Consider the following 21,696-nt stretch of genomic DNA (forward strand, 5'->3'; position numbering starts at 1 on the left):
GGCAGTCATAGCTGCCACTGTTCAGTGCGGATGTCGTATTCAGGCTTCGGGCTTCTCCTCGGCTTCAGCTGCGGTTTCCTCTTCGGAAGCTGCTTCTGCAGAGGTCTCTTCGGTGCTTGTCTCTGCTGCTGTATCAGCGGCAGCGGGCGCAGGGGTCGCAGGAGCGTCCTCGTCCTCAAACTCGGCACGGAGAATGCGGATAACGTTGTCGACTGTGTCTTCTTCGAGGTCGGCGCGGTCGATAAGTTCCTGACGCGGAGTCTTGAGCACGCTTTTGGCTGTGATGCAACCCATGTCCTTGAGAGCGTCGATGACCCAGCCGTCGATTTCATCCTTGAATTCGTCGAGATAGATGTCTTCGTCGATTTCTTCGGGGGTGTCGCGGTAAACGTCAATCACATAGCCGGTGAGCATGGATGCGAGTTTGATGTTAAGACCGCCCTTACCGATTGCGAGCGAAACTTCTTCGGGGTGAAGGAACACTTCGGCCTTCTTCTCTTCTTCGTCGAGGTGGATGTTTGAAATCTTGGCAGGACTGAGTGCGCGCTGGATGAAGAGCTGAGGATTGGATGTGTAGTTGATGACATCGATGTTCTCATTGCGAAGCTCGCGGACGATGCCATGAATACGTGAACCCTTGACACCTACACATGCGCCCACGGGATCGATGCGGTCATCGAAGCTTTCGACTGCGATTTTCGCACGTTCGCCGGGGATGCGGGCGACGGCACGGATGCTGATGAGGCCATCGACAATTTCGGGCACTTCGCGTTCGAAAAGTCGGCGGAGGAAAGCTTCGTTTGTACGCGATACGGTAATCTTGGGATTGTTGTTCTTGTTGTCAACATTGGCGATGACTGCAAGGACAGTCTCACCCTTGCGGAAAAAGTCGCCGGGGATTGATTCGCTCTTTGGCAGAAGAAGCTCATTTTTCTCGTCGTCGAGCAGAAGGGTCTCGCGCGACCATGTCTGATATACCTCACCCGACACGAGTTCGCCTTCAAGTTCCTTGAACTTGGCATAGACAGCTTCTTTCTGAAGGTCAAGAATCTTGGACTGGAGGGTCTGGCGGAGGTTGAGGATGGCGCGGCGTCCGAAGTCGGCAAAGAAGATTTCTTTGGTGTGCTCCTCGCCGATTTCAACATCGGGATCGTCATCGGCACGAGCGTCGGTCAGTGAAATCTGGAGGTTAGGGTTTGTCACCTCGCCGTCAGGCACGACTTCAAGATTCTGGAAGATCTGCACGTCGCCCTTATCGGGGTTCATGATGACATCAAGATTCTCGTCTGTGCCAAACATTTTGGCCAACACATTTCGAAACGACTCCTCCAGCACACTGATCATGGTGGTCTTGTCGATATTTTTCAGTTCCTTGAATTCGGCGAAACGCTCCACCATGTTGGGGGCTTCTTCTTTTCTTGCCATTATCTGTGGGATTATATATTTTAGTGGGAATGAATATTTTTATTTGAAATTAATCACGTAGCACACCTGCTTTGCCTCGGCGTAGGGGATGACTGTCGGCTCGGCAACCATTACGGGGCGTTTTGCTCCGGGTCCTTTGACCTTGCGGGTTATCTCGATTGTGAAATCATCGTCGGCAACTGCTGTAAGGATGCCTTTGAGCTTCTTGCCGTCACGTGTGAGCACTTCGACTTCGTTTCCGATGTTCTTTTCATATTGACCCTTGACTTTGAATGGTGCGGTCAATGACGCTGAACCGACCTCAAGACTGTAGTTTTCGTCCTGTCGGTCAAACTCTTCCTGAAGCTTGCGGTTTAGCTCTGCGCAAAAGTCGAGATCGACACCTGTCGGGCTGTCAAGTTCGATGACGATATCATTGCCAGTCGAAACGATAATGTCGACCACAAAAGCATCGGTCGCGGCTATAGCCTCGTCGACCAAGCGGCGAATTTCTGTTTTATCTATCATAATCTTAGTGTCGTCTTAGAGTTTGTGTGTAATTTTCATACCGTCATACCCGACAATATAAAAATAAATGGAGGAAGCTCGTGGCCTCCTCCGTGACTTTCTGGGTGCAAATTTAGTAAAAATTATAAATTCCTGCAAATCAAAGCCCTTAAACCAAAGGTGAATGAGGATTTATTTAGCATTTTTTAACTCTGGGTGATCCATGGAGGCATGTAAATTCATCGCAAAGTCCGTCGGTTGATTTCACTCGGGTCTATAGATCAAAGTACAGGCATGAGCGGGATCGATGACGCGACGTGCGGTAGTGGCTATCATGGCGGTGGTCACGCGGCGATAGGCAGGTACGATTTCGTTGATGTCCTCGCCGTGCATCTCGGCCATTGCCAAAGCTTGGGCGCGCTGAAGATAGCTGAGCGACGAAAATGTGAAGTCGCTTGCAAAACGGTTGATAGCCCGTTCCACTTCGTAAGGTGTGACTCCGCCGGGGCGGGCTTCGGTGAGATTGTAGGACAGCCTGTCGAGCCGTGAAGCCTGATAGCACAGTTCGGATGCTTCAGCCATAAGGCGTTCCACTGCTTTGCGGGCTGTGGCCTCTGAGGGGTCTTCGAGATGGCCTTTGAGCATGAGCATGCCGGGTTCTTCACTTCCGATAATCGATGCGTCGGCCGAGGTGAAAAGGTCGCCTCCGAGGAGAAGGCGTCTGTAGAAGCGCGATGACCTTCCTGAAGCGAGAATATCGGTGATAAGGTCACATTCGATATAGCCGGGCTGTCCATAGCCGGGCATGGGGTAGGCCACGACAACACATGTCTGGGGGACATGGCCACGGACTTCAAGCTCGCGTGGAGCATCCGGAAGCGGTTCCGGCTGGTAGGTGCGAGGCTTGATGTCACGGCGTGGAATTGAGTCAAACCATCTTTCCACTCCGCGACGTACTTGGTCGGGCGTGACGTTTCCGCTGATTGCAAGCACGGCGTTGTTGGGGGCATAATGGCTGTAGAAGAAGTCGCGCACATCGTCGCGCGTCACCTTCTCGATATGTGCCGGCTCTTTGCCTATTGTCGGGATTGAATAGGGGTGAGTGTGATAGACTAGTGAACGGAGTTTATGGAATAGGTCGCCGTATGGCCGGTTGAGGTGGGTCTGTTTGAATTCCTCGATGACTACATTGCGCTGCACTTCAAGTGATTTTTCGGAAAAGGCAAGTCCGAGCATTCGGTCACTTTCAAGCCACAGCAGGGTCTCGAAGTTTCTCGCCGGAGCGACGTCATAGAAATTGGTAAAATCATTCGAGGTCCATGCGTTGTTCATGCCTCCGGCTCGTTCGATTTCAGCGTCGAAATCGGGAATATTGACCGATCCACCGAACATAAGGTGTTCGAAAAGGTGGGCCAGTCCGGTCATTGAAGGGTCTTCATCGCGCGAACCGACATTATATAGGACATTTACAGCCACCATTGCAGTGGTGGGGTCGTAGTTGTGGATGACACGCAGACCGTTGGATAGTGTGAAGCGATTAAAGTCAATCATGATATAATTATGCTAAAAGCGGGGTCAAAGTTATGAAAAATAAGCGAAAACACTGCAAAAAGGATAAAAAGTGTGGACTCAGAGCTTGTTAACGTCGTTTTTTTAACGAAATTATTGCAAAATAACTTTTTTTGTCCGTATATTTGCAGCATGAGCAATAGGCTGTTGCTTATCACTTTGGTTAATAGCCGATATTCTCTTATAACAATAACAATTTAAACCCCAAAATCACCGATGAAAACTCTCGTTGAACAACTCACTTCAAATTTTGAAGCTTTTGCAAAAGACGCTATGGCCCAAGTGGAAAACGGCAACAAGGCAGCTGGTGCTCGCGCACGCAAGGCTTCTCTTGAAATCGAAAAGCTTCTGAAGCAATTCCGCAAAGACTCGATCGCAGCCGGAAAGTAAAGACACGAAGAAATCAGTATCAGAGTGCTGAATGTTTTCAGCACGAGATAAGGGACGCGGTGACCATGCCTGTTTTAATCAGTGCATAGTCACCGCGTTCCTTATATTATAAAGCAGCGGATCGATTCAGATTATCAGTCGATGATTTCCTGAAGTATGGCTACGGCTGATTCCACCGTGTCGACATCGGCGATAGCGAAAGAGCGTTTTCCGTTGCGTTCACGTATCTGCACGCGCCGTGGATGAGCGGTAAGATAACCGAGCATTTTGCCGAACATTTCCGACTGGTAATATGCCTTGTTGCTTTCGTCAACGAAATAGGTGTACATCTTACCTTGTTTAAGGGATACTTTTTCGATGCCGAGGCGTCGGGCGAGTCGCCGGAGACGGGGAATACGAAGAAGTTCGGCCGTGACTGCCGGAATTGTTCCGAAACGGTCGATAAGACGAGCCTTGAATGCCTGAAGATCGAGTTCACGTTCGATTCCGTCGAGTTCCTGATAGAGTGAGATGCGTTCGCTTTCGGTCGGAACGTAATCGGCCGGCAGAAGAAGCTCCATGTCGCTTTCGATTACACAGTCGGCCACGTAGTCGGTGGTCTCATCGTCGCCGAGGCGGTCGGCCTGCTCGAGATCGGAGAATTCTTCGGTGCGAAGTTCGGTGACAGCTTCCTTGAGTATTTTCTGATATGTCTCATAGCCGAGGTCGGCGATGAAGCCCGACTGCTCTGCGCCGAGAAGGTTGCCCGCTCCACGAATGTCGAGGTCCTGCATTGCGATGTGGATGCCGCTGCCAAGGTCGCTGAAGCTCTCGATGGCTTGCAGTCGTCTGCGTGCGACCGGCGAGAGCGGGATGTGGGGTGGTACGAGGAGATAACAGAAGGCTTTGCGATTGCTGCGCCCGACGCGGCCTCTAAGCTGATGAAGTTCGCTGAGTCCGAAATTCTGGGCGTTGTTTACTATGATTGTGTTTACGTTGGGCATGTCAATGCCGCTCTCGATGATTGTCGTGGCAATGAGCACGTCATAGTCGTGATTGGCGAAATCAATGATTGCCTTCTCAAGTTTTTCCGGGGGCATCTGTCCGTGAGCCACTATTGTGCGTGCGTCCGGAATGAGGCGTTTCACCTGCGCTTCAAGTTCGTAGAGCCCTTCGATACGGTTGTTGATCATGAAGACCTGACCGTTGCGCGACAGTTCGAAGTTGACGGCTTCGGCTATTATGTCGTCGCTGCCGGCGCAGACCGAGGTTATGATGGGATAGCGGTTGGCCGGAGGAGTGTTGAGCGACGTGAGGTCGCGTGCGCCCATTAGAGAGAATTGCAGAGTGCGCGGTATCGGTGTCGCACTCATGGTAAGGGTGTCGACGCTTACTTTCATCTGCTTCAGTTTTTCCTTGACGGCAACACCGAATTTCTGTTCCTCGTCCACGATCAGCAGTCCGAGATCCTTGAATTTTACTTCTTTCCCTATGAGTTTGTGTGTGCCTATGAGAATGTCTATCTTGCCGTCGGCAAGGTCCTTGACAATTTGTTTTACCTGTTTTGTGGTGCGCGCGCGTGAAATATAGTCAACACGGACCGGCAGGTCTTTGAGCCGTTCGCGGAATGTGTTGTAATGCTGATAGGCAAGCACTGTGGTTGGGACGAGTACGGCGGTCTGTTTGCCGTCAACAGCTGCCTTGAATGCTGCGCGGATGGCAATCTCTGTTTTTCCAAAACCTACATCGCCGCAAATCAGGCGGTCCATTGGTTTGTCACTTTCCATGTCAGCCTTGACTGCCTTGGTCGCCGTCAGCTGGTCGGGGGTATCTTCATAGATAAATGAGGCTTCAAGTTCCTGTTGCAGATAGCTGTCGGGGGCAAAGGCATGGCCTTTTTCCTCTTTACGTGCGGCGTAGAGCTTGATTAGGTCGCGGGCAATATCTTTTAGTTTTGATTTGGTGCGCTCCTTCATCTTGTTCCATGCCCCAGAACCGAGTTTGTTGATTTTTGGTGCGACACCCTCCTTGCCTCTGTATTTGGCCAACTTATGGAGCGCGTGGATCGAGACGAATATTATGTCGTCGTTGGCATAGACGAGTTTGATCATTTCCTGTGTCTTACCGTTGACATTCGTGCGGAGGAGACCTGCGAATTTACCGACTCCGTGGTCGACATGGACAATGAAATCGCCCGGCTCGATGGCGCTCAGTTCCTTGAGCGAGAGCGCGAGTTTTCCGGAGCGGGCTCTGTCGCTTTTGAGTGTATATTTATGGAAGCGGTCGAAGATTTGATGGTCTGTGAAGACGCATATCTTCAACGAATGGTCTGTGAAACCTTCGTGGAGCGTGGATATGACAGGGGTGAAGTCGATTTTATCGCCACGGTCATCGAATATGACTTTCAGACGCTCGATCTGTTTTTCGCTGTCACTGAGTATATAGAGTCGATATCCTTCGCTGAGGAACTTGGTGAAGCTTTCGCTTATCAGTTCGAAATTTTTGTGATAGATTACCTGAGGAGAGCATTTGAAATCAATGGCGGCTTTTGCCGAGGGGTCAGGCTGTGCTGCTGCGGTGAAGCGGAGTTGGGAGAATGTGGCGAATTTACGTTCGAAGGCTTCTCCGTCGACAACCTGTTTCATTGCATTGGCATCAGATTCGCCTGCGACGATGGCGCTTTGCGACATTTCTTCATTCCCGATTGCTTTTATGCGTTCGACGGTGAAAGCTGCATCGCGAACGACAAACAGCGTTGCGGGGTCGATATATTCAAGCAGCGATTCTCCTGACGACTGTGAGGCTACGCCTGACGTTATGGCAACCTCATCGATTTTTGACTCTGAGAGCTGCGTTTCGATGTTGAAAGTGCGTATCGAGTCTATTTCGTCGCCGAAAAAGTCAATGCGGAACGGAAGTTCGTGGCTATATCCGAAAATATCGAGGATTGAACCTCTGGCAGCGAACTGTCCGGGTTCATAGACATAATCAACTTCGATAAATCCGTTTTTACGTAGCCACTTAATGGTTTCGATGAGGTCGGCTTCGCTATCTTTGCGCAGATGGAGTGTGTGTTTGTCGATGATTTCACGACGTGCCACTTTTTCGGCTAACGCCTCGGGATAAGTGACGACATAGAGCGGTGCGCGGTCGGAATGCCATAGGTTAAGGGCTTCCGTACGCAGAATCTGGGATGGAGCATCGATTTGTCCGTATTTAATATCACGTTTGTAGCCTGACGGGAACATCAATACTCCGGATTCTCCGACAAGGCGTGTGAGATCGTGGTAGATATAGCCTGCGTCATCGAGAGAGTCTCCGACCACTACAGTTGGCATCTTGCATTTCGGGAGCGCACCGAGCATCATTGCCGGAGACGATCCCGCGAGATTGTAGACAGATATTATAGCAGCCTCGCCGCCGAGCGCCTTTTTCAGGGCATCCCGGCGGCGTGAGGTCATAAATTCATCGCTTAGTTGCTGAATAGTCATGAAATCACAGGGTATGATTTATGTGCTTGATATTGATTTCACGTATCTGCATGGATGCTTTCGCTTTCATGCGGACGGTAGCATTATCATTGCTTCTTGCCGAGAATTTCGTCGAAGCGGGGAGTAGAGAGTATTTCCACTGCAGAGTCGACGGCTTCATCGTCTCGTAGCGAATATATCACTTCGCCGCGGTTGAAATAGTAGCGGTTAAGTATTTCGCGGGCGATATACGGAGACAGATTCTTGCGGTTGAGGTCGAGATCACGTTTGAGGTCATGTTTAAGCATTGAGGCAAGAATGTCGAACTGTGCGGATGTGGAGTCGTTCATATACCCTCGACTTTTGCTATTTCGCGTAGCTGTTCGATAGCGTTCTCGCACACTTTATCGTAATTGAATTTGGCCGGATCAATGAAGTTTTTAAATTGTTCATAGATTTCGTCGGTCACTTCAAATGTTTCAGGAGAGGCTACGGTATCGTGTTCAGCAGCATACTTATTTGCAAAATCAAAGGCCCAGTTGTCGCGGACGACGTTAAATGTCATTCTGTTGACTTCGGGATATTCAATCTTGATATCCGGGGTTATGCCGCCACCGTCGCGGACTTCGCGGCCACCTGCGGTTTTAAACACGCTTGTAAGGCTGTCGGGTATACGGGCCACCGTGCCGTCCGGGTTGCGGTGTGAATAGTCGATAGCCTGTATGAGACGGCCGGAAGGAATATAATATTTCGCTACGGTCACTTTAAGAAGACCGTCGTAGGGGAGTTCGCGTGTGCTCTGTACGAGTCCTTTGCCAAATGAGCGGTTTCCGATTACCACAGCGCGGTCAAGATCCTGCAATGCGCCGGTCACAATTTCAGACGCCGATGCCGAACTGCCGTCGACAAGCACTGCCAGTGGAATCTTTGTGTCGACAGGATTTACACTCGTGCGATAAACCTTTTCGTTGAGAACGCCTTTTCCGCGAGTGGTCAAGACAGTTGTGCCTTTCGGCAGAAACATGCCGAGTATTTCAACGGCACTTTCCACGAGGCCGCCTCCATTTCCGCGAAGGTCAAGAATGAGACCTTTGGCTCCATCCTTGATTAGTTGCTCCACTCCGGCGCGTACTTCAGGATAACTTTTTTCTGAGAATGTGGTGAGACCTACGTATCCGATGCCGGGACGTATCATGCCTACGTATGGAACGGAAGGCATCTGAATCTTACCTCGTTTGAGTTCGAAATTTAGAATCGAATCTTCCACCCACGGGCGTTTCATGACAAGTTTCAGTGTAGAACCGCTCTGACCTTTGAGTTTTTCGCTCACTTTGTCAGATGTCCAGCTGCTGACAGTATCGCCGTCAATCTGTAGAAAGATGTCGCCAGGACGCAGACCGGCCTGCTGTGCCGGACTTCCTTTGTATGGTTCGACGACAACGACACCTTTGGGTGTCTGCTGGATTACAGAGCCTATGCCTCCGTATTCTCCGGTGGTCATGGTGCGGAACTGATCCTGCTCCTTGGCAGAAAAATATTCTGTATAAGGGTCAATGTCGTTCAACATCGCTGCAATAGCGGTATTGATTGACTTTTCGGCATCAATCGAATCGACATAAAAAGTCTGCAATTCCTTATAGAGGGCATTAAAAATGTCGAGGTTGCGCGATATCTCGCTTTTTTTGCTCCGCGTTGCTGCAGGAGCAATAACACTTATAGCGACGAGCAGCGCGGCAAGGAGTGTTAGCTTTTTCATAGAAATCGTATGCTGAATTGATAAAATCGTTGAAACGGAGACCAAAGTTAGTCAATAATTACAACAAATAAACTACCAAATAGTCAGATTTTTTCAAAAAAATGCAAGAAAAAATGTTTTTGGTATCATTTTTTCCTTAAAAAGGTTGCACAATAAAAAAAAACAGCGTAATTTTGCAACGCAAAAATAAGAGGAATCCTCTCAAATTGCACCGTTCAGCCTGAGGGTTGTTTGGGAGACTGCTTCAGTAGCTCAGTTGGTTAGAGCACCTGACTGTTAATCAGGGGGTCGTTGGTTCAAGCCCATCCTGAAGCGCCAAAAAAGACATATTCTTTTCAAGCAAACATTTGCTTCAGTAGCTCAGTTGGTTAGAGCACCTGACTGTTAATCAGGGGGTCGTTGGTTCAAGCCCATCCTGAAGCGCTAAGAAAAGAATTAAAAAGGATGAAGCCTATACGGTTTTCATCCTTTTCTTTTTTTGTATATGCGGCGTCGCGTGGAGCGTCGTGATAATTCTTATGTTTAGACTGGCTACGCAGTGTAGCTGAGAGCGGGTCGGCGGAGGGCCTCAAGTGTCAACCGGGAAGATTCTGCTGGCCCCGAAATCGGCTGTTCATGAAACTCCGCTGCCCCGGTGGGAGGGGTGTGGCTTGTAGGTATATAAAAAGAATAAGACTAAGAGTACTCTTAGTCTTATTCTTTAGTGGGCGCTGAGGGATTCGAACCCCCGACCCTCTGCTTGTAAGGCAGACGCTCTGAACCAGCTGAGCTAAGCGCCCCTTGAAATGATTTATGGAAGATTCAAGGGTTTCTTCCGTGATTGGTCTAAATCTAAAAGCGAGATAAGTTTCTTTGGTGGGCGCTGAGGGATTCGAACCCCCGACCCTCTGCTTGTAAGGCAGACGCTCTGAACCAGCTGAGCTAAGCGCCCTTTCTCGCTTAAAGCGTTGCAAAGTTAGGCATGATTTTTGGATTGTGCAAATTTTTCGGCGATTTTTTTCAATATTTTTTGAAAAATAGTCGAAAAATGGTGAAAAAAGACCCTTTTATTGAGCCTTAGATACAGATTCAACGGCTGCAGCCTGGTCGCGAAGTAATTTTTCTTTATTAAAAATATATGTGGCGCTATGTATTTTGCCGGCCGGAAAATTGATTATATCTTCCGGGTTGATCGGCAGAGCGCAATAACGGGTTTCGAAATGGAGATGTGGTCCTGTTGAATTTCCGCTTGATCCGCCGATAGCTATCGGGTCTCCGGCTTTAAGTGTGGTCGTGGGAACAACAGTTATGGAGTCGAGGTGCGCATATAATGTCTGCAATCCATTTGGATGGCTCATTATGATATAATAGCCATATCCACGTTTATCGTAGCCTGTAGTGGCGACATATCCCGGAAATGCGGCGCGTATGATATCTCCTTTCTTGATGCCGATATCAATGCCTCTGTGCATGCGGATGGTCTTGCGCTTTGATTTGCGTTTGCGAGGTCCGAAAACGGATGTGATAGGACCTCTTGCCGGCATGACGAATTCGCTTACGTTTATATGTACATCTCCCTCCGGAGCTTTTCCTTTGCTGAACAGAGCTCCGGCCTTATTGAAGCCTATGAATCCTGCATCAAAAAGGCTTCCCATGTAGTCGAGGGTCGTATTCAGAACTTGTGTGTCTTGCTGCCTGACAGATTCGGTCATGGCTGAGATTATTTTGTCTAAATCTGACGGCTGGAGAGGGATGGTGTCGGTAACGACGGTGTCATTCCCAAATACTACAATATCAGCGCTCGCAACCGGTGTGGCTGCGAGCGTGATAAGTAATAGTGAAGATTGAAGATTCAAGTTCACGATTATGGATGTGTGATGCGGGATATTATTGCGTGATGATTTTCTTTACCGAATTAATGGTGTCGGAGAAGAGTATCTTGGCGCAGGCCATGACTGCTCCGAGGAATACGAAGCCGATAAGAATCATAGGCTTTGACGGCTTTGAAGGTTTGATGGGGACTGTGGCCGGTTCGACTGTAGCATAAACCGGTGTCGTTTCCTGCACCTTGGCTTTGGCCATCTGAAGCTGCTGTGATGTCTGGTTGAACAGGCTGAACGCAAGGTTGGCTTCATTCGTGAGGCGTTCGCGGGTAACCTGAGCCGAATGTAGGCTGAGTCCTTGGTTGCGGTCAAGATAGTCAGCAAGACGCTGCTGAGCGTCATAGTAATCCTTGCGGGCCTCCTCGTTGAGCTGGTTGGCATATGCGAGGTCCTGACGGGCCTTTGATGTTCGATAGTCCGTGATGAATGCCTGAAGGTGGGCTGCCACAGTGTCGGCAAGCAGAGCGGAAACAAGCGGATTCTGCATGGTTACCGAAATTGTATTCACACCGGTCTCTTCATCATAAGAACACACGATGCGTTCTGCCAGCGCTTCTTTGACTTCCTGCTGATCTTTTGTGAGACGGAAGGGGTTGGTTGTCCCGTCGCCGCCTTCTTCTTCATCTTCATCGCGGAAGAATGAGACTATTCCACCGACGGCTTTGAGTGGCAATCCGAAAAGATAGCCCCACCATGTGCCGGAAGTATGGTCTTCTATATAGGAATATACTGTATAGGTGGAATCGGTCTTGCTTTCTGTCACGGGTACATCAAAAAGACCTACGAGAAATGGACCTGAAGACAGCACATCAGGGTAGAGCGGAGGCATTACGGCATCTGCTCCGGCGCTTGCGCTGTTGAGGTTGATACCAGCCATTGCTGCCAGAGATCCAAGCTTGCCTGCGCCTCCGGTATTATTTCCGCTAAGTTCGGGCGCAAGCTTTATGGTCGTTGTGTATTCTTTGGGAATGCTGAACGCTACGACAAGTCCGACAATGGCAGCAATACCGGCATACGTGAAGATCGTACGACGTGATTTCCACAATTTCGCGGCGATTTCAAGGAGATCTATTTCTTCTTCGTCGTGATCGGTGCGAACAAGCGCATCATTTTCATTGCTCATAATATGATAGGATAATGAGAGGTGGAAATTTTATTTAAACATAGTTGCGACTGCCGCGCTCATTGTACCGAGCGAACCGAGTGTCGATGCGATTGCAAGAGCCTTTGTCCAGTCGAATGCCTGTTTGTCGGGTTTTGACGGAATGATAATCTGGCATCCGGGCTCGATTGGCGTATTCTTTTTTGCTCGTGCCACCATGCCGTTCATGTATACGATGAAAGCTCTTTTCTTGTTGGCGCGGTCGCCATAGCCACCGGCGAGATTGATATAATCTTTTATCTTCAGACCCGGCTTGTAGGTTACGGTATTGGGAACCATCACGTCGCCTGAAATTTTAACTGTGCTTATCTGTCCCGGAACAAACAGGCGGTCATCGGCGCGGAGTACGATGTCATCGTCGCTACCAGGGTTGGCAAGAGCCTTTTCAAGGTCGATACCGACAGAATAATAATCCGAAACCTGAAGTTTGCCGATTGAGATAGAGTCTTCACCGGCCGAGCCTCTTGCAAGGCGCAGTGTCTCGTCGCGGGCCGCTTTTTCTTCTTCGGTCATTTTGCGCATGAGGTTTGCTCCACGCACATAAGCCTCGGGAGTGAGACCGCCGGCACGCTTTATAAAGCTGCTGATGCGTTCGTTGCGTTCCTGAAGCACATATCCGCCGGCAAATGTCACTTCGCCTGCTATTTCGATGAACTGCTGCGGAACATAGTTGGGGCTGCGGCGCACTTCAACGATGTCGTAAGGCTGGAGAACGAATTCGTTGTCGTCGCCAAGGAGAAGTCCGTCTTTAAGTGAGAATGTATATGTACGGGCGATCTGGGCGTCAGATGTAACCGACATGGGATCGACAATACGGCGTGAAACATCGACTTTGGCATAAGATGCGCCTTCGAGAAGACCGCCGGCTGTAAGAATGAGGTCTTCGATAGAGGTGTTTTCAGCATAAGGATATGTGCCGGGGTTTGCTACGCTGCCTCGGATTGAGAATCCTCCGCGGTCGAAGATTTCTCTTACGCTTGAGATGATAAGTACGTCGTTGCGCTTAAGGGTCACGTCGGGGGCTGTGCCGTTAAGAATAGCTCCGAGGTCAACGGATTCTGCAACGAGAGTCAGATCCGGAGCTTCGCGGTAAAGCATCGCGCGTGAGGTGTATGCGTCTTCGGCAAGACCGTCGGCGCTGCGGATAAGGTCGCGGATTGTAGAAATGCCTGAGCCGAGTGAGAAGAGGCCGGGGCGCATGGCCGCACCACGGAGTTCTACCTGATTGCTGTAGCGGTCAAGGATAGTTCCGACAGTTACGATGTCACCGTCGTTGAGACGGTAGCTGTCATATTCGGCTTGTGCGATGTTGTAAAGTTCTTTTTCTTTTCCTGACTGTCGTGCCACGCGTACCATTTCTGTGTAAGCGTCGCCTGAGAAGCCTCCGGCAAATTCGATCGCGTTTCCAAGAGTTTCAGACGGCTTCAACTCATAGAACATCGGGCGCTTGACATTGCCGGTCACGTTTACGAGCTGGGTATAGGGCGGAACCATGATGATGTCGCCTTCCTGCAGGCGGATGTTGCCTTTCTGATTGCCGTTGAACAGGAAGTCATAGATGTCGACATCGGCAACCTTGCGGCCGTTTCGGCGTACTTCCACGTTACGGAGTGAACCGATGTCGTTGATGCCGCCGGCATTGTAGAGCGCATGGAATACGGTTGAGAACGGAGAGAGGCGATATGTGCCCGGGGTGGATACTTCACCCATGATGTTTACCTGAATGGTTCGCATCTGACCAAGTGTCACGGCGATATCTGTCGCTTCGTTGTCGACTCCTGAATATTTCGATGAGAATGCCGAGCGGATATGGTCGTTTGCCTGATTGATTGTCATTCCGTTCAGATAGATCGGGCCAAGCTGGGCAATCATGATGCTTCCTTCAGGTGAAATAGTGCTGCGGAGGTGGTCTTCGCTGACACCCCAGATGTCAATCACGACCTCGTCGCCGGGGCCGAGGCGGTAGTCCTGCGGAGTGGCGACGTTTTCGTTCGGCTCAAAAGTGAGGTTTCTTGAATTGAACACATTGTGGCCGAAAATTTTGCTGACGCTGGCCGGCTCTACTTCGTTTGCTTCGGGATTCTGGATTACATCCTCGAATACAACGCTTGTCTCGCCGGTGGTACGCTGCGCGCGCGAGCGTCCTTCGCCGGCGGTCACAGGCTGGTCGCCGGTCTCAAGGGTGCCGGCGTCATACTTGGCTTTGAGGCGTTTCACCTGCTCGGGTGTGACACCTTTGGCAACGAGTTCGTGCCCAATCTGTTGCTCTGATTTGCCGAGGGCCATTTGTGCCTTGACATATTGAACTACTTGGTCGTCGGTCATAGCCGCCGAAGCAGACATAGCTCCGGCCAGCAGAAGCAACGTAAAAAGAAAAGGTTTGATTTTCATAAGGTTGTTGTTGTGTAAATAACCCCCATATAGCAGCATTGCGCGTCAAGGGATGCAAAATTTGGTGCAAAGGTAGTAACTTTCAGTGTATTATACAATAGTTGAGCTGTAAACTGTTTTGTGAAAATTTAACTCGCGGAGGAGATGGTGCGGCCGGTCGGTGCTATTTTGGGAAATTCGTCGAATAATTGCTTAAAATTTGTTAAACAAACTTCTCCGCGGTTAAATTTTTTCGGGTCTATGAACATGATTACTGAATAAATTATTACTTTTGTGTGAAAATTTAGACAAGCATGGCTGCAAACCTTCAGGAACGAATAAATAAAATCGAGGCCAAAGCAGCCCTGATGGTCGAACGCTACGGCCTCATGCGCGATGCTCTTGCCGACGCACATAAGCGGATTGACGAGCTTGAGGCTGTGATTGTCCGGCAGAAACGGGAACTTCAGGAGCGTGACCGCCAGATTGAATATCTGAAAGTGGCGTCCGTGCTCACTCCCGACCATCGCGATGTCGAGGCCACACGTGCCGTGCTTGCTGAATTAGTGCGCGAAATCGACAAGTGCATCAACCAGTTAAGCCTTTGATGACTGATAAGATTCTTAATATATCAATCCGTATAGCCGATCAGCCCCGCATGCAGTTGCGCATCCCCGCAAGTCAGGAAGAGCTGGTCAGACGGGCCGAAGCCAATATAAATGAACTGTGGCGGAAATGGTCTGCTATGGATGATTTCAAAGACAAGTCCTCTTCCGAGATACTTGCAATGGTGACTTTCAGGTTCGCCCAGCTTTATTTCGGTGCGATGGAAATGTCGGACAGGGTCGATAAAACCTTGTCCGGACTGGAAAAAAGCCTCGACAAGATGCTTTTTGAACTCACTCCCGACAGCGGAAACCCGGCAAGAGTGCCTTGATTCATCTGTCAGGCGAATTTTACGATTAGACGGGGTTCTCCCCCCTCACTGGAAAAACGAATTCACGCACGCTCAACACTCTTTGAGGCTGTCATCACACTGCGGGATGCCGCAGGCGCGAGAAGCCGGGTGTCTGACCGTGCTTTTTTTATTATATTATCACATACTTATTCCGTATTCCTAACCTTATGGATATATTATTCTACATTTGTGCGGCGCTCATCGGAGCGGCCATCGGAATTGCGATACTGGTTGCTGTGCAGCGTGCCACAGCCCGCTCTCGCGCCAAGACTATAATCGACGATGCCAACCGTGAAGCCGAGGTCATCATGAAAGACAAGCTTCTCGAAGCTCGTGAACAGGAGCTGAAAATCAAGACTGAAGCCGAAAAGCAGGCCAATCAGCGCCTTTCGCGTATACAGAGCGAAGAGTCCAAACTCAAACAGCGTCAGACACAGCTCAATCAGCAGCAGAGCGAGAACGCACGTGCACGCAACGAAAACGAGCAGACGCGCCAAAATCTCGAAGCCCAGATGGCGGTGGTCGAGCAGCGCAAGGAAGAGCTTGACCGTCTGCGCCGTACCGCGCAGGACACTCTTGAGCACATCTCGGGTCTTTCAAGCGAGGAAGCCAAGGAAAAACTCATCGATTCGCTTAAAGACGAGGCCAAGACAGCTGCCAGCGCCTATATAAACGACATTATGGACGAAGCCAAGATGACGGCCAACAAGGAGGCCAAGCGCATCGTAGTCCAGTCGATCCAGCGTCTTGCGACAGAGACCGCGATTGAAAACTCAGTTACAGTTTTCCATATTGACAGTGACGAGATCAAGGGTCGCATCATCGGCCGGGAGGGTCGTAACATCCGCGCTCTTGAGGCTGCGACCGGTATCGAGATTATTGTCGACGATACTCCTGAGGCCATCGTGCTCTCAGGTTTTGATCCGGTCCGCCGGGAGATTGCCCGTCTTGCGCTCCATCAGCTTGTGGCCGACGGACGCATACATCCCGCGCGTATTGAAGAAGTGGTGGCCAAGGTGCGCAAACAGATCGAGGAAGAGATTGTCGAGACTGGCAAGCGTACGGCCATCGACCTCGGTATCCACGGTCTCCACCCTGATCTTATCCGTATGGTCGGAAAGATGAAATATCGTTCAAGCTACGGCCAGAACCTCCTGCAACATTCTCGCGAGACTGCAAACCTCTGTGCCATCATGGCTTCCGAGCTTGGTCTCAACCCGAAGAAAGCACGTCGCGCAGGTCTGCTCCACGACATAGGCAAAGTGCCTGATGAAGAGCCCGAACTGCCCCACGCACTTCTCGGCATGAAACTTGCCGAAAAATATAAGGAGAAACCAGAAATCTGCAATGCCATCGGTGCTCACCACGACGAAATCGAGCAGACTTCGCTCCTTGCACCCATCGTTCAGGTCTGTGACGCCATTTCAGGCGCACGTCCCGGTGCTCGCCGTGAAATCGTCGAGGCATATATCAAGCGACTTAACGACCTTGAGCAGCTTGCCCTCTCATATCCCGGCGTGATCAAGACCTACGCCATTCAGGCCGGTCGAGAACTGCGCGTGATTGTTGGTGCAGACAAGATTGATGATGTCGAGACCGAAAAGCTGTCGAGTGAGATCGCACGTCGCATTCAGGACGAGATGACATATCCCGGACAGGTCAAAATCACCGTCATCCGCGAGACCCGCTCCGTCAGCTTTGCTAAGTAAGGAGGACTTGCGTAATGGAAGAAAAAGACCGCCGTTGTCCACGGGGAAAGCTTCATTGCTTCAACTGGCTTGAGGATATTCCCGGAGGAATGACTGATTTCGATATTGTCGAAGTGCAGTTTAAGAACACCCGCAAAGGCTTCTATCGTAATTCTACCAATCTTGACCTTGCCCCCGGCGATGTGGTGGCTGTCGAGGCGTCTCCCGGCCATGATATCGGTACGGTGACACTTACCGGCAAGCTTGTCGCCCTGCAGATGCGCAGGGTCAATGTGAAGCCCGATGCCGAAATCCGTCGCGTGTTCCGCAAGGCCAAACCTGCTGACCTTGATAAATATGAGGAGGCAAAAGCACGTGAGAACGACACGATGATTCGTGCCCGCAAAATTGCCGAATCGCTACATCTCAACATGAAAATTGGCGATGTCGAGTATCAGGGCGACGGCAACAAGGCGATATTCTATTATATAGCCGACGAGCGCGTTGACTTCCGTCAGCTCATCAAGGTTCTTGCCGATACTTTCAAGGTGAGGATAGAGATGAAGCAGATCGGTGCGCGTCAGGAAGCCGGACGCATCGGAGGTATCGGTTCTTGTGGCCGTCCTCTGTGTTGCGCGAGCTGGATGACCAATTTCGTATCGGTCGGCACGAGTGCCGCCCGATATCAGGACATCTCGCTTAACCCTCAGAAACTTGCCGGACAGTGCGCCAAACTCAAATGTTGCCTCAATTTTGAGGTGGACACCTATGTGGAAAGCGCGAAGCAGATGCCGGGACGTGAAATCCGTCTTGAGACACTTGACAATACCTACTATCATTTCAAGACCGATATTTTCAAGAAGGAAATAACCTATTCCACCGACAAGCAGATTGCCGCCAATCTCGTGACCATCGATGCCGCCCGTGCGTTTGAAGTAATCGAGATGAACCATCGTGGCGAGAAGCCTGAAAGTCTCCTTCGTGAAGGTGACGAGAAGCCCGGAGCGAAAGGCCGTCCGATAGACCTTGCCTCGCAGGACGATCTGACACGATTTGACAAGGCTAAGAAGAAAAAACGCAAGAAGAAGTCCGCGTCCGCAACCAATGCTTCCGCTCCTGAACCCTCTCAGCAGCCTAATCAGGCCAAGGCTGAGAAACCCAAGGAGCAGCGTCAGCCTAAGGAGGTTCAGCCGCCGAAATCGGAGTCTGCCAAAACTCCGGCTGCCCAGCAGGGACAGGATGCTCCCGGCGAACGCAAGCCACGTCCGAAAAACAAACCGAAAAAGCCACAGCAGCCCGACGACCGCAAACGGGATGCCGCGACAAACGACGCTTCTCAGCAGCCACGCCAGCCAAAGGAACAGCCGTCGCAGCAGCCCAAGTCTCAGCAGCAGTCTGATTCGCGCCAGCGCCCCAACCGCATCCCGAAGGCTTTTCGTGAGAATAATGACACAAAGGAATAATGCGCTCGCTACTGTTTTACATAGCATCGTCACTTGTCATCCTCTTCCTCACTGCGTGTGAGGGTGGGCGGCGTGACTACAGCCGTTGGGCGAATATCTCTCCTGAGGGCTGGATTTATGCCGATACGGTTTTGCTTCTGCCTGCCGACACTTCCCTTCATGACAATGATTCGCTTGTAAACGCTGCGCTCAAGGTTGCTTTGCGCCATAGCAACGCCTACCTTTATTCCAATATATGGCTTGAGCTTACCTACCATACCGATAATCACCGTCTTGTGCGTGACACTCTCGATATCCGCCTTGCCGATGTCTATGGCCGTTGGCTTGGAAGCGGATTCGGCGCGTCCTATCAGCGTGAGGTGACGGTGAGTCCTGCGGCAGTGGTTGATATTACCCGTCCTATCGCTTTGCGGCATATCATGCGCGTCGACACCCTTCAGGGAATCGAACAGGTCGGTATTGAAGTCGTAAGATAAAAATTCAAGGTTATATTTTGCATTATCGCACCTTTCTGCACAGGAAAGGTGCGTATTTTTGTGCCGTATAATCTGATACTTTGGAAAAATAATGAGAAAAATCACAAAAATCATAGTCCATTGCACCGCTACGCGTGCCGGTAAGGAGGTCACGGTCGCTGAAATCACGCTATGGCACAAAGCCCGTGGATTTCAGACGATAGGCTATCACTATGTTGTCGGTCTTGACGGCGAGGTTCATGCCGGAAGAGATGAATCCGAGGCAGGCGCGCATTGCTACGGCCGGAATTCATGCAGTATCGGGGTTGTTTATGTCGGCGGTCTCTCTGCGTCCGACGGTTTGCCGGCCGACACCCGTACACCGGCTCAGAAGACAGCCCTTAAATCTCTGATTGCCACTCTTAAATCCCGCTATCCGGGTGCTACTGTCCATTCCCATCGGGAATTTGCGGCCAAGGCATGTCCGTGTTTCGACGCTGCGGCTGAATATGGCTGAATATAATACTGATGGCTGCCGGAAACTTAATCGCGGTTGACATTGTTTATTAAATGTAAATAATTGTTACATTTTGATACCGCATTTCCTCCATACTGCTTATCAGGCTCTTGCTTATGCTTTTAAATCTTTACTTCCCCGTCTGTCAGGATGTGGACTTTTGTTCGTGTGCGTGCCGGCGATGGCTCTGATATTGCAGTCGTGCAGCCATTCCGCGATAATCTGTCCTGATGGCGGAGGCAGGGTGATCGACGTGAGATTCATGTGGAATGACGCCCCCGATGCAATGCCCGACGGTATGACGCTCTATTTCTTCCCGGTGAATTCCGACGGAAACATATGGCGGTTTGACATTGCCGGCCGCGACGGCGGAAAGGTGGAACTGCCTTTCGGCTCTTATCGGCTTCTCGCTTTCAACAACGATTTGCCGAGGATTGATTATTCGGAGATCTCTTCTTACGACAGCTTCACCGCCAATGCCCGCTTTGCCGGAAAGGCTTTGGTCTATGCTCCCGGTCTGCTCTATGTCGGGACTGTCGGTTTCGTCGATGTGACTGTCTGTGGGGTGGAATATACAGACCATGAAGGATGCGGCAAGAATTGTCCACGAGGGCTCGTCAGATGCTATCCGAAGCTTGAATCGACAATCTACAATGTGATTGTCCGTGACATCGACGGAATGTCGCTCGTGCGTTCTGCGTCGGCGACAATCGAAGGCATTGCCTCGGCTATGAAGCTTGCCAGCGGTGACGCGACGGGCTATGTTGTCGGAGAGTCTTTGTCGCTTTCCTCTCTTCGGCAATCTTCCGAGATGAACGGCGTTACCACCGGTTTCGGTTCTATTCCCGGAAAGAATGAATACTGGCTGATCATAACTGTCACGCGTACCGATGGGAAAACCTTTGCCAAACGTATAGATGTCTCCTCGCAAGTATTGAACAGTTCCAATCCACGGAATGTTACTATTATAGTAGACGGGCTCGATATTCCCGGCGACGATCTGCCTCCGTCATCAGATGACAATGTCGGCATAGAGGTCGGAGTCGATGGATGGCACGAAATAATTATTGACATTAACACTGATTCCGTCATTGCCTGAGGGTAGCTCTCGGTTTTGTTATATCGGATTTAAATTTTTACTTATATGAAGAATAAACATTTCTATCTCATGGCTGCTATGGGCATCTCCGTATTAGGTTTTTGCTCTTGCTCTGATAATGATGCGCCAGGCATTGACTCCTCCGTCTCAGCATCAAATGCCATCCGTTTTGCCGCTAACACGGAGCTTGCGTCCCGTGCCGGTGATATTACGACCAACACCCTGAAGGACTTCTACGTATATGCCTATACCAGGACAGATGGTGTGCCCGAGCTTTTTATGGACAATGTGACCGTTTCCAAAAGCGATAATAACACATGGACCTATTCGCCCATAAAGTATTGGCCTGCAGATCAGACTGTGGATTTCTACGCTTTTGCTCCTGCGTGGGTAGGGGAATCAGGCCCTCTAAAACCGGTCCCGTATTATAATTACCCGGGAGATGAAGATATTGTCTATGCTGTTAGCCCTGATCTTACAGGTAATACAGATGCACCCAATGCTCAAGTGGTATTTAATTTCCGACATGCATTATCAAAGGTGACGGTTAAAATGAGTTCTACGAATGAAAACTTGAAGGTTAAAGTAACAAACGTCGTACTGACTAATATAATGAGTCGTGGTAATTTTAATTTCCCAAAGGTCTCTACTTCGCAGACAATTCCATCGGAAACGACTACCCCCGGAGCTGTATCGGAAAATAGTATTGGGAAATGGACAGACCAGAATACGCGTACGGGCTATATTTTGCACATGTCTCAGGATCAAGGTGAGATTATTGAGTTGACCAGTACCCCGATTGACATTACTTTGCATGGCGATGGAATTGGCTCGCAATACATGATGCCTCAGCCTCTTGTATGGAGATCAAACGGAAGTGGAAATGATACATATATTACAGTCATGGGTCAATCTATGATGCAAAGACCGGTGACAAGCTTTGGCCTAATGAAAATACTCCTCCTGAAAATATTTCTGAGGGTAGTACAAACCGTGATGGCCTGATGAAATTCCCACTCTCGACGAGCAAGTTGACGAGCTGGATTC

At 50.2% G+C, this 21,696-nt stretch carries 18 protein-coding genes and 4 tRNA genes; 11 read left to right on the top strand and 11 right to left on the bottom strand.

Going from position 1 to position 21,696, the window contains the following annotated elements:
• Nucleotides 1-39 precede the first annotated feature (39 nt).
• The 3 genes from nusA to E7747_RS06285 form a co-directional block, all read right to left on the bottom strand.
• Nucleotides 40-1,425, bottom strand: a complete 1,386-nt coding sequence (gene nusA / locus E7747_RS06275) for a transcription termination factor NusA (RefSeq protein ID WP_123613624.1) — start codon at nt 1,423-1,425, stop codon at nt 40-42.
• A 39-nt stretch (nt 1,426-1,464) separates the two neighbouring features.
• Nucleotides 1,465-1,932: a ribosome assembly cofactor RimP gene (rimP, locus tag E7747_RS06280; RefSeq protein WP_136414806.1), complete on the bottom strand. Its 468-nt coding sequence runs from the start codon at nt 1,930-1,932 to the stop codon at nt 1,465-1,467.
• A 243-nt stretch (nt 1,933-2,175) separates the two neighbouring features.
• On the bottom strand, nt 2,176-3,462 hold the full coding sequence (locus E7747_RS06285; protein ID WP_136414808.1) for a M16 family metallopeptidase: 1,287 nt from the start codon (nt 3,460-3,462) through the stop codon (nt 2,176-2,178).
• 234 nt (nt 3,463-3,696) lie between these two features.
• On the opposite strand from E7747_RS06285, the gene E7747_RS06290 reads away from it, so the two are divergent.
• Entirely contained in the window at nt 3,697-3,870 is a 174-nt protein-coding gene (locus E7747_RS06290) for a histone H1 (RefSeq protein WP_123613621.1), read from the top strand.
• A gap of 134 nt (nt 3,871-4,004) precedes the next feature.
• Here E7747_RS06290 and mfd read toward each other — a convergent pair whose 3' ends face one another.
• The 3 genes from mfd to E7747_RS06305 all read right to left on the bottom strand — a co-directional run bounded on the left by mfd (nt 4,005) and on the right by E7747_RS06305 (nt 9,075).
• Complete coding sequence (gene mfd / locus E7747_RS06295) at nt 4,005-7,340, bottom strand: transcription-repair coupling factor (protein ID WP_136414810.1); 3,336 nt, start codon at nt 7,338-7,340, stop codon at nt 4,005-4,007.
• Nucleotides 7,341-7,426: 86 nt separating this feature from the next.
• Nucleotides 7,427-7,669 carry a hypothetical protein gene (locus E7747_RS06300; protein WP_136414812.1) on the bottom strand — a complete coding sequence of 81 codons (243 nt, stop codon included), beginning with the start codon at nt 7,667-7,669 and terminating at the stop codon, nt 7,427-7,429.
• Nucleotides 7,666-9,075 (bottom strand): S41 family peptidase, encoded by a 1,410-nt coding sequence (locus E7747_RS06305; protein WP_136414814.1) that lies wholly within the window; start codon nt 9,073-9,075, stop codon nt 7,666-7,668. The genes E7747_RS06300 and E7747_RS06305 overlap by 4 nt, the downstream gene beginning before the upstream one ends.
• Before the next feature lie 241 nt (nt 9,076-9,316).
• Between E7747_RS06305 and E7747_RS06310 the strand changes: the two genes are divergently transcribed.
• Nucleotides 9,317-9,393 (top strand) — tRNA-Asn (locus E7747_RS06310).
• A 31-nt stretch (nt 9,394-9,424) separates the two neighbouring features.
• Nucleotides 9,425-9,498, top strand: a tRNA-Asn gene (locus E7747_RS06315).
• 281 nt (nt 9,499-9,779) lie between these two features.
• On the opposite strand, the gene E7747_RS06320 is transcribed toward E7747_RS06315, so the two are convergent.
• The 5 genes from E7747_RS06320 to E7747_RS06340 all read right to left on the bottom strand — a co-directional run bounded on the left by E7747_RS06320 (nt 9,780) and on the right by E7747_RS06340 (nt 14,490).
• Nucleotides 9,780-9,854: transfer RNA gene (locus E7747_RS06320), tRNA-Val, on the bottom strand.
• A 74-nt stretch (nt 9,855-9,928) separates the two neighbouring features.
• Nucleotides 9,929-10,006, bottom strand: a tRNA-Val gene (locus E7747_RS06325).
• Nucleotides 10,007-10,121: 115 nt separating this feature from the next.
• On the bottom strand, nt 10,122-10,916 hold the full coding sequence (locus E7747_RS06330; RefSeq protein WP_168185256.1) for a M23 family metallopeptidase: 795 nt from the start codon (nt 10,914-10,916) through the stop codon (nt 10,122-10,124).
• Nucleotides 10,917-10,941: 25 nt separating this feature from the next.
• Nucleotides 10,942-12,060 carry a Wzz/FepE/Etk N-terminal domain-containing protein gene (locus tag E7747_RS06335; RefSeq protein ID WP_136414817.1) on the bottom strand — a complete coding sequence of 373 codons (1,119 nt, stop codon included), beginning with the start codon at nt 12,058-12,060 and terminating at the stop codon, nt 10,942-10,944.
• Between the two features lie 30 nt (nt 12,061-12,090).
• Nucleotides 12,091-14,490, bottom strand: coding sequence for an SLBB domain-containing protein (locus tag E7747_RS06340; protein WP_228449274.1), 2,400 nt, complete (start codon nt 14,488-14,490; stop codon nt 12,091-12,093).
• 293 nt (nt 14,491-14,783) lie between these two features.
• On the opposite strand from E7747_RS06340, the gene E7747_RS06345 reads away from it, so the two are divergent.
• The 8 genes from E7747_RS06345 to E7747_RS06380 all read left to right on the top strand — a co-directional run bounded on the left by E7747_RS06345 (nt 14,784) and on the right by E7747_RS06380 (nt 21,654).
• Complete coding sequence (locus tag E7747_RS06345; RefSeq protein WP_123613616.1) at nt 14,784-15,077, top strand: DUF3450 domain-containing protein; 294 nt, start codon at nt 14,784-14,786, stop codon at nt 15,075-15,077.
• A complete protein-coding gene (locus tag E7747_RS06350; protein ID WP_123613615.1) occupies nt 15,077-15,406 on the top strand; it encodes a cell division protein ZapA in 330 nt (109 codons plus the stop codon). Before E7747_RS06345 ends, E7747_RS06350 begins: the two co-directional genes overlap by 1 nt.
• Nucleotides 15,407-15,594: 188 nt before the next feature.
• Nucleotides 15,595-17,136 carry a ribonuclease Y gene (rny, locus tag E7747_RS06355; RefSeq protein ID WP_123613614.1) on the top strand — a complete coding sequence of 514 codons (1,542 nt, stop codon included), beginning with the start codon at nt 15,595-15,597 and terminating at the stop codon, nt 17,134-17,136.
• A 14-nt stretch (nt 17,137-17,150) separates the two neighbouring features.
• Complete coding sequence (locus tag E7747_RS06360) at nt 17,151-18,578, top strand: PSP1 domain-containing protein (protein WP_136414819.1); 1,428 nt, start codon at nt 17,151-17,153, stop codon at nt 18,576-18,578.
• On the top strand, nt 18,578-19,054 hold the full coding sequence (locus E7747_RS06365) for a gliding motility lipoprotein GldH (protein WP_136414821.1): 477 nt from the start codon (nt 18,578-18,580) through the stop codon (nt 19,052-19,054). The genes E7747_RS06360 and E7747_RS06365 overlap by 1 nt, the downstream gene beginning before the upstream one ends.
• Before the next feature lie 91 nt (nt 19,055-19,145).
• A complete protein-coding gene (locus tag E7747_RS06370; protein ID WP_136414823.1) occupies nt 19,146-19,550 on the top strand; it encodes an N-acetylmuramoyl-L-alanine amidase in 405 nt (134 codons plus the stop codon).
• A 181-nt stretch (nt 19,551-19,731) separates the two neighbouring features.
• The gene (locus tag E7747_RS06375) at nt 19,732-20,649 is read left to right on the top strand and encodes a DUF5119 domain-containing protein (protein WP_123613610.1); all 918 of its coding nucleotides are present in this window, start codon (nt 19,732-19,734) and stop codon (nt 20,647-20,649) included.
• Between the two features lie 45 nt (nt 20,650-20,694).
• Nucleotides 20,695-21,654: a fimbrillin family protein gene (locus E7747_RS06380; RefSeq protein ID WP_136414825.1), complete on the top strand. Its 960-nt coding sequence runs from the start codon at nt 20,695-20,697 to the stop codon at nt 21,652-21,654.
• The last annotated feature ends 42 nt before the right edge of the window (nt 21,655-21,696 follow it).

The sequence above is a fragment of the Duncaniella dubosii genome (genome assembly GCF_004803915.1).
In the GTDB taxonomy this organism is placed as follows: domain Bacteria; phylum Bacteroidota; class Bacteroidia; order Bacteroidales; family Muribaculaceae; genus Duncaniella; species Duncaniella dubosii.

Excerpts from the sequence above, each read along its gene's own strand:
- nusA (WP_123613624.1), bottom strand. The coding sequence starts at position 1,425 with ATGGCAAGAAAAGAAGAAGCCCCCAACATGGTGGAGCGTTTCGCCGAA.
- rimP (WP_136414806.1), bottom strand. The coding sequence starts at position 1,932 with ATGATAGATAAAACAGAAATTCGCCGCTTGGTCGACGAGGCTATAGCC.
- E7747_RS06285 (WP_136414808.1), bottom strand. The coding sequence starts at position 3,462 with ATGATTGACTTTAATCGCTTCACACTATCCAACGGTCTGCGTGTCATC.
- E7747_RS06290 (WP_123613621.1), top strand. The coding sequence starts at position 3,697 with ATGAAAACTCTCGTTGAACAACTCACTTCAAATTTTGAAGCTTTTGCA.
- mfd (WP_136414810.1), bottom strand. The coding sequence starts at position 7,340 with ATGACTATTCAGCAACTAAGCGATGAATTTATGACCTCACGCCGCCGG.
- E7747_RS06300 (WP_136414812.1), bottom strand. The coding sequence starts at position 7,669 with ATGAACGACTCCACATCCGCACAGTTCGACATTCTTGCCTCAATGCTT.
- E7747_RS06305 (WP_136414814.1), bottom strand. The coding sequence starts at position 9,075 with ATGAAAAAGCTAACACTCCTTGCCGCGCTGCTCGTCGCTATAAGTGTT.
- E7747_RS06335 (WP_136414817.1), bottom strand. The coding sequence starts at position 12,060 with ATGAGCAATGAAAATGATGCGCTTGTTCGCACCGATCACGACGAAGAA.
- E7747_RS06340 (WP_228449274.1), bottom strand. The coding sequence starts at position 14,490 with ATGAAAATCAAACCTTTTCTTTTTACGTTGCTTCTGCTGGCCGGAGCT.
- E7747_RS06345 (WP_123613616.1), top strand. The coding sequence starts at position 14,784 with ATGGCTGCAAACCTTCAGGAACGAATAAATAAAATCGAGGCCAAAGCA.
- E7747_RS06350 (WP_123613615.1), top strand. The coding sequence starts at position 15,077 with ATGACTGATAAGATTCTTAATATATCAATCCGTATAGCCGATCAGCCC.
- rny (WP_123613614.1), top strand. The coding sequence starts at position 15,595 with ATGGATATATTATTCTACATTTGTGCGGCGCTCATCGGAGCGGCCATC.
- E7747_RS06360 (WP_136414819.1), top strand. The coding sequence starts at position 17,151 with ATGGAAGAAAAAGACCGCCGTTGTCCACGGGGAAAGCTTCATTGCTTC.
- E7747_RS06365 (WP_136414821.1), top strand. The coding sequence starts at position 18,578 with ATGCGCTCGCTACTGTTTTACATAGCATCGTCACTTGTCATCCTCTTC.
- E7747_RS06370 (WP_136414823.1), top strand. The coding sequence starts at position 19,146 with ATGAGAAAAATCACAAAAATCATAGTCCATTGCACCGCTACGCGTGCC.
- E7747_RS06375 (WP_123613610.1), top strand. The coding sequence starts at position 19,732 with ATGGCTCTGATATTGCAGTCGTGCAGCCATTCCGCGATAATCTGTCCT.
- E7747_RS06380 (WP_136414825.1), top strand. The coding sequence starts at position 20,695 with ATGAAGAATAAACATTTCTATCTCATGGCTGCTATGGGCATCTCCGTA.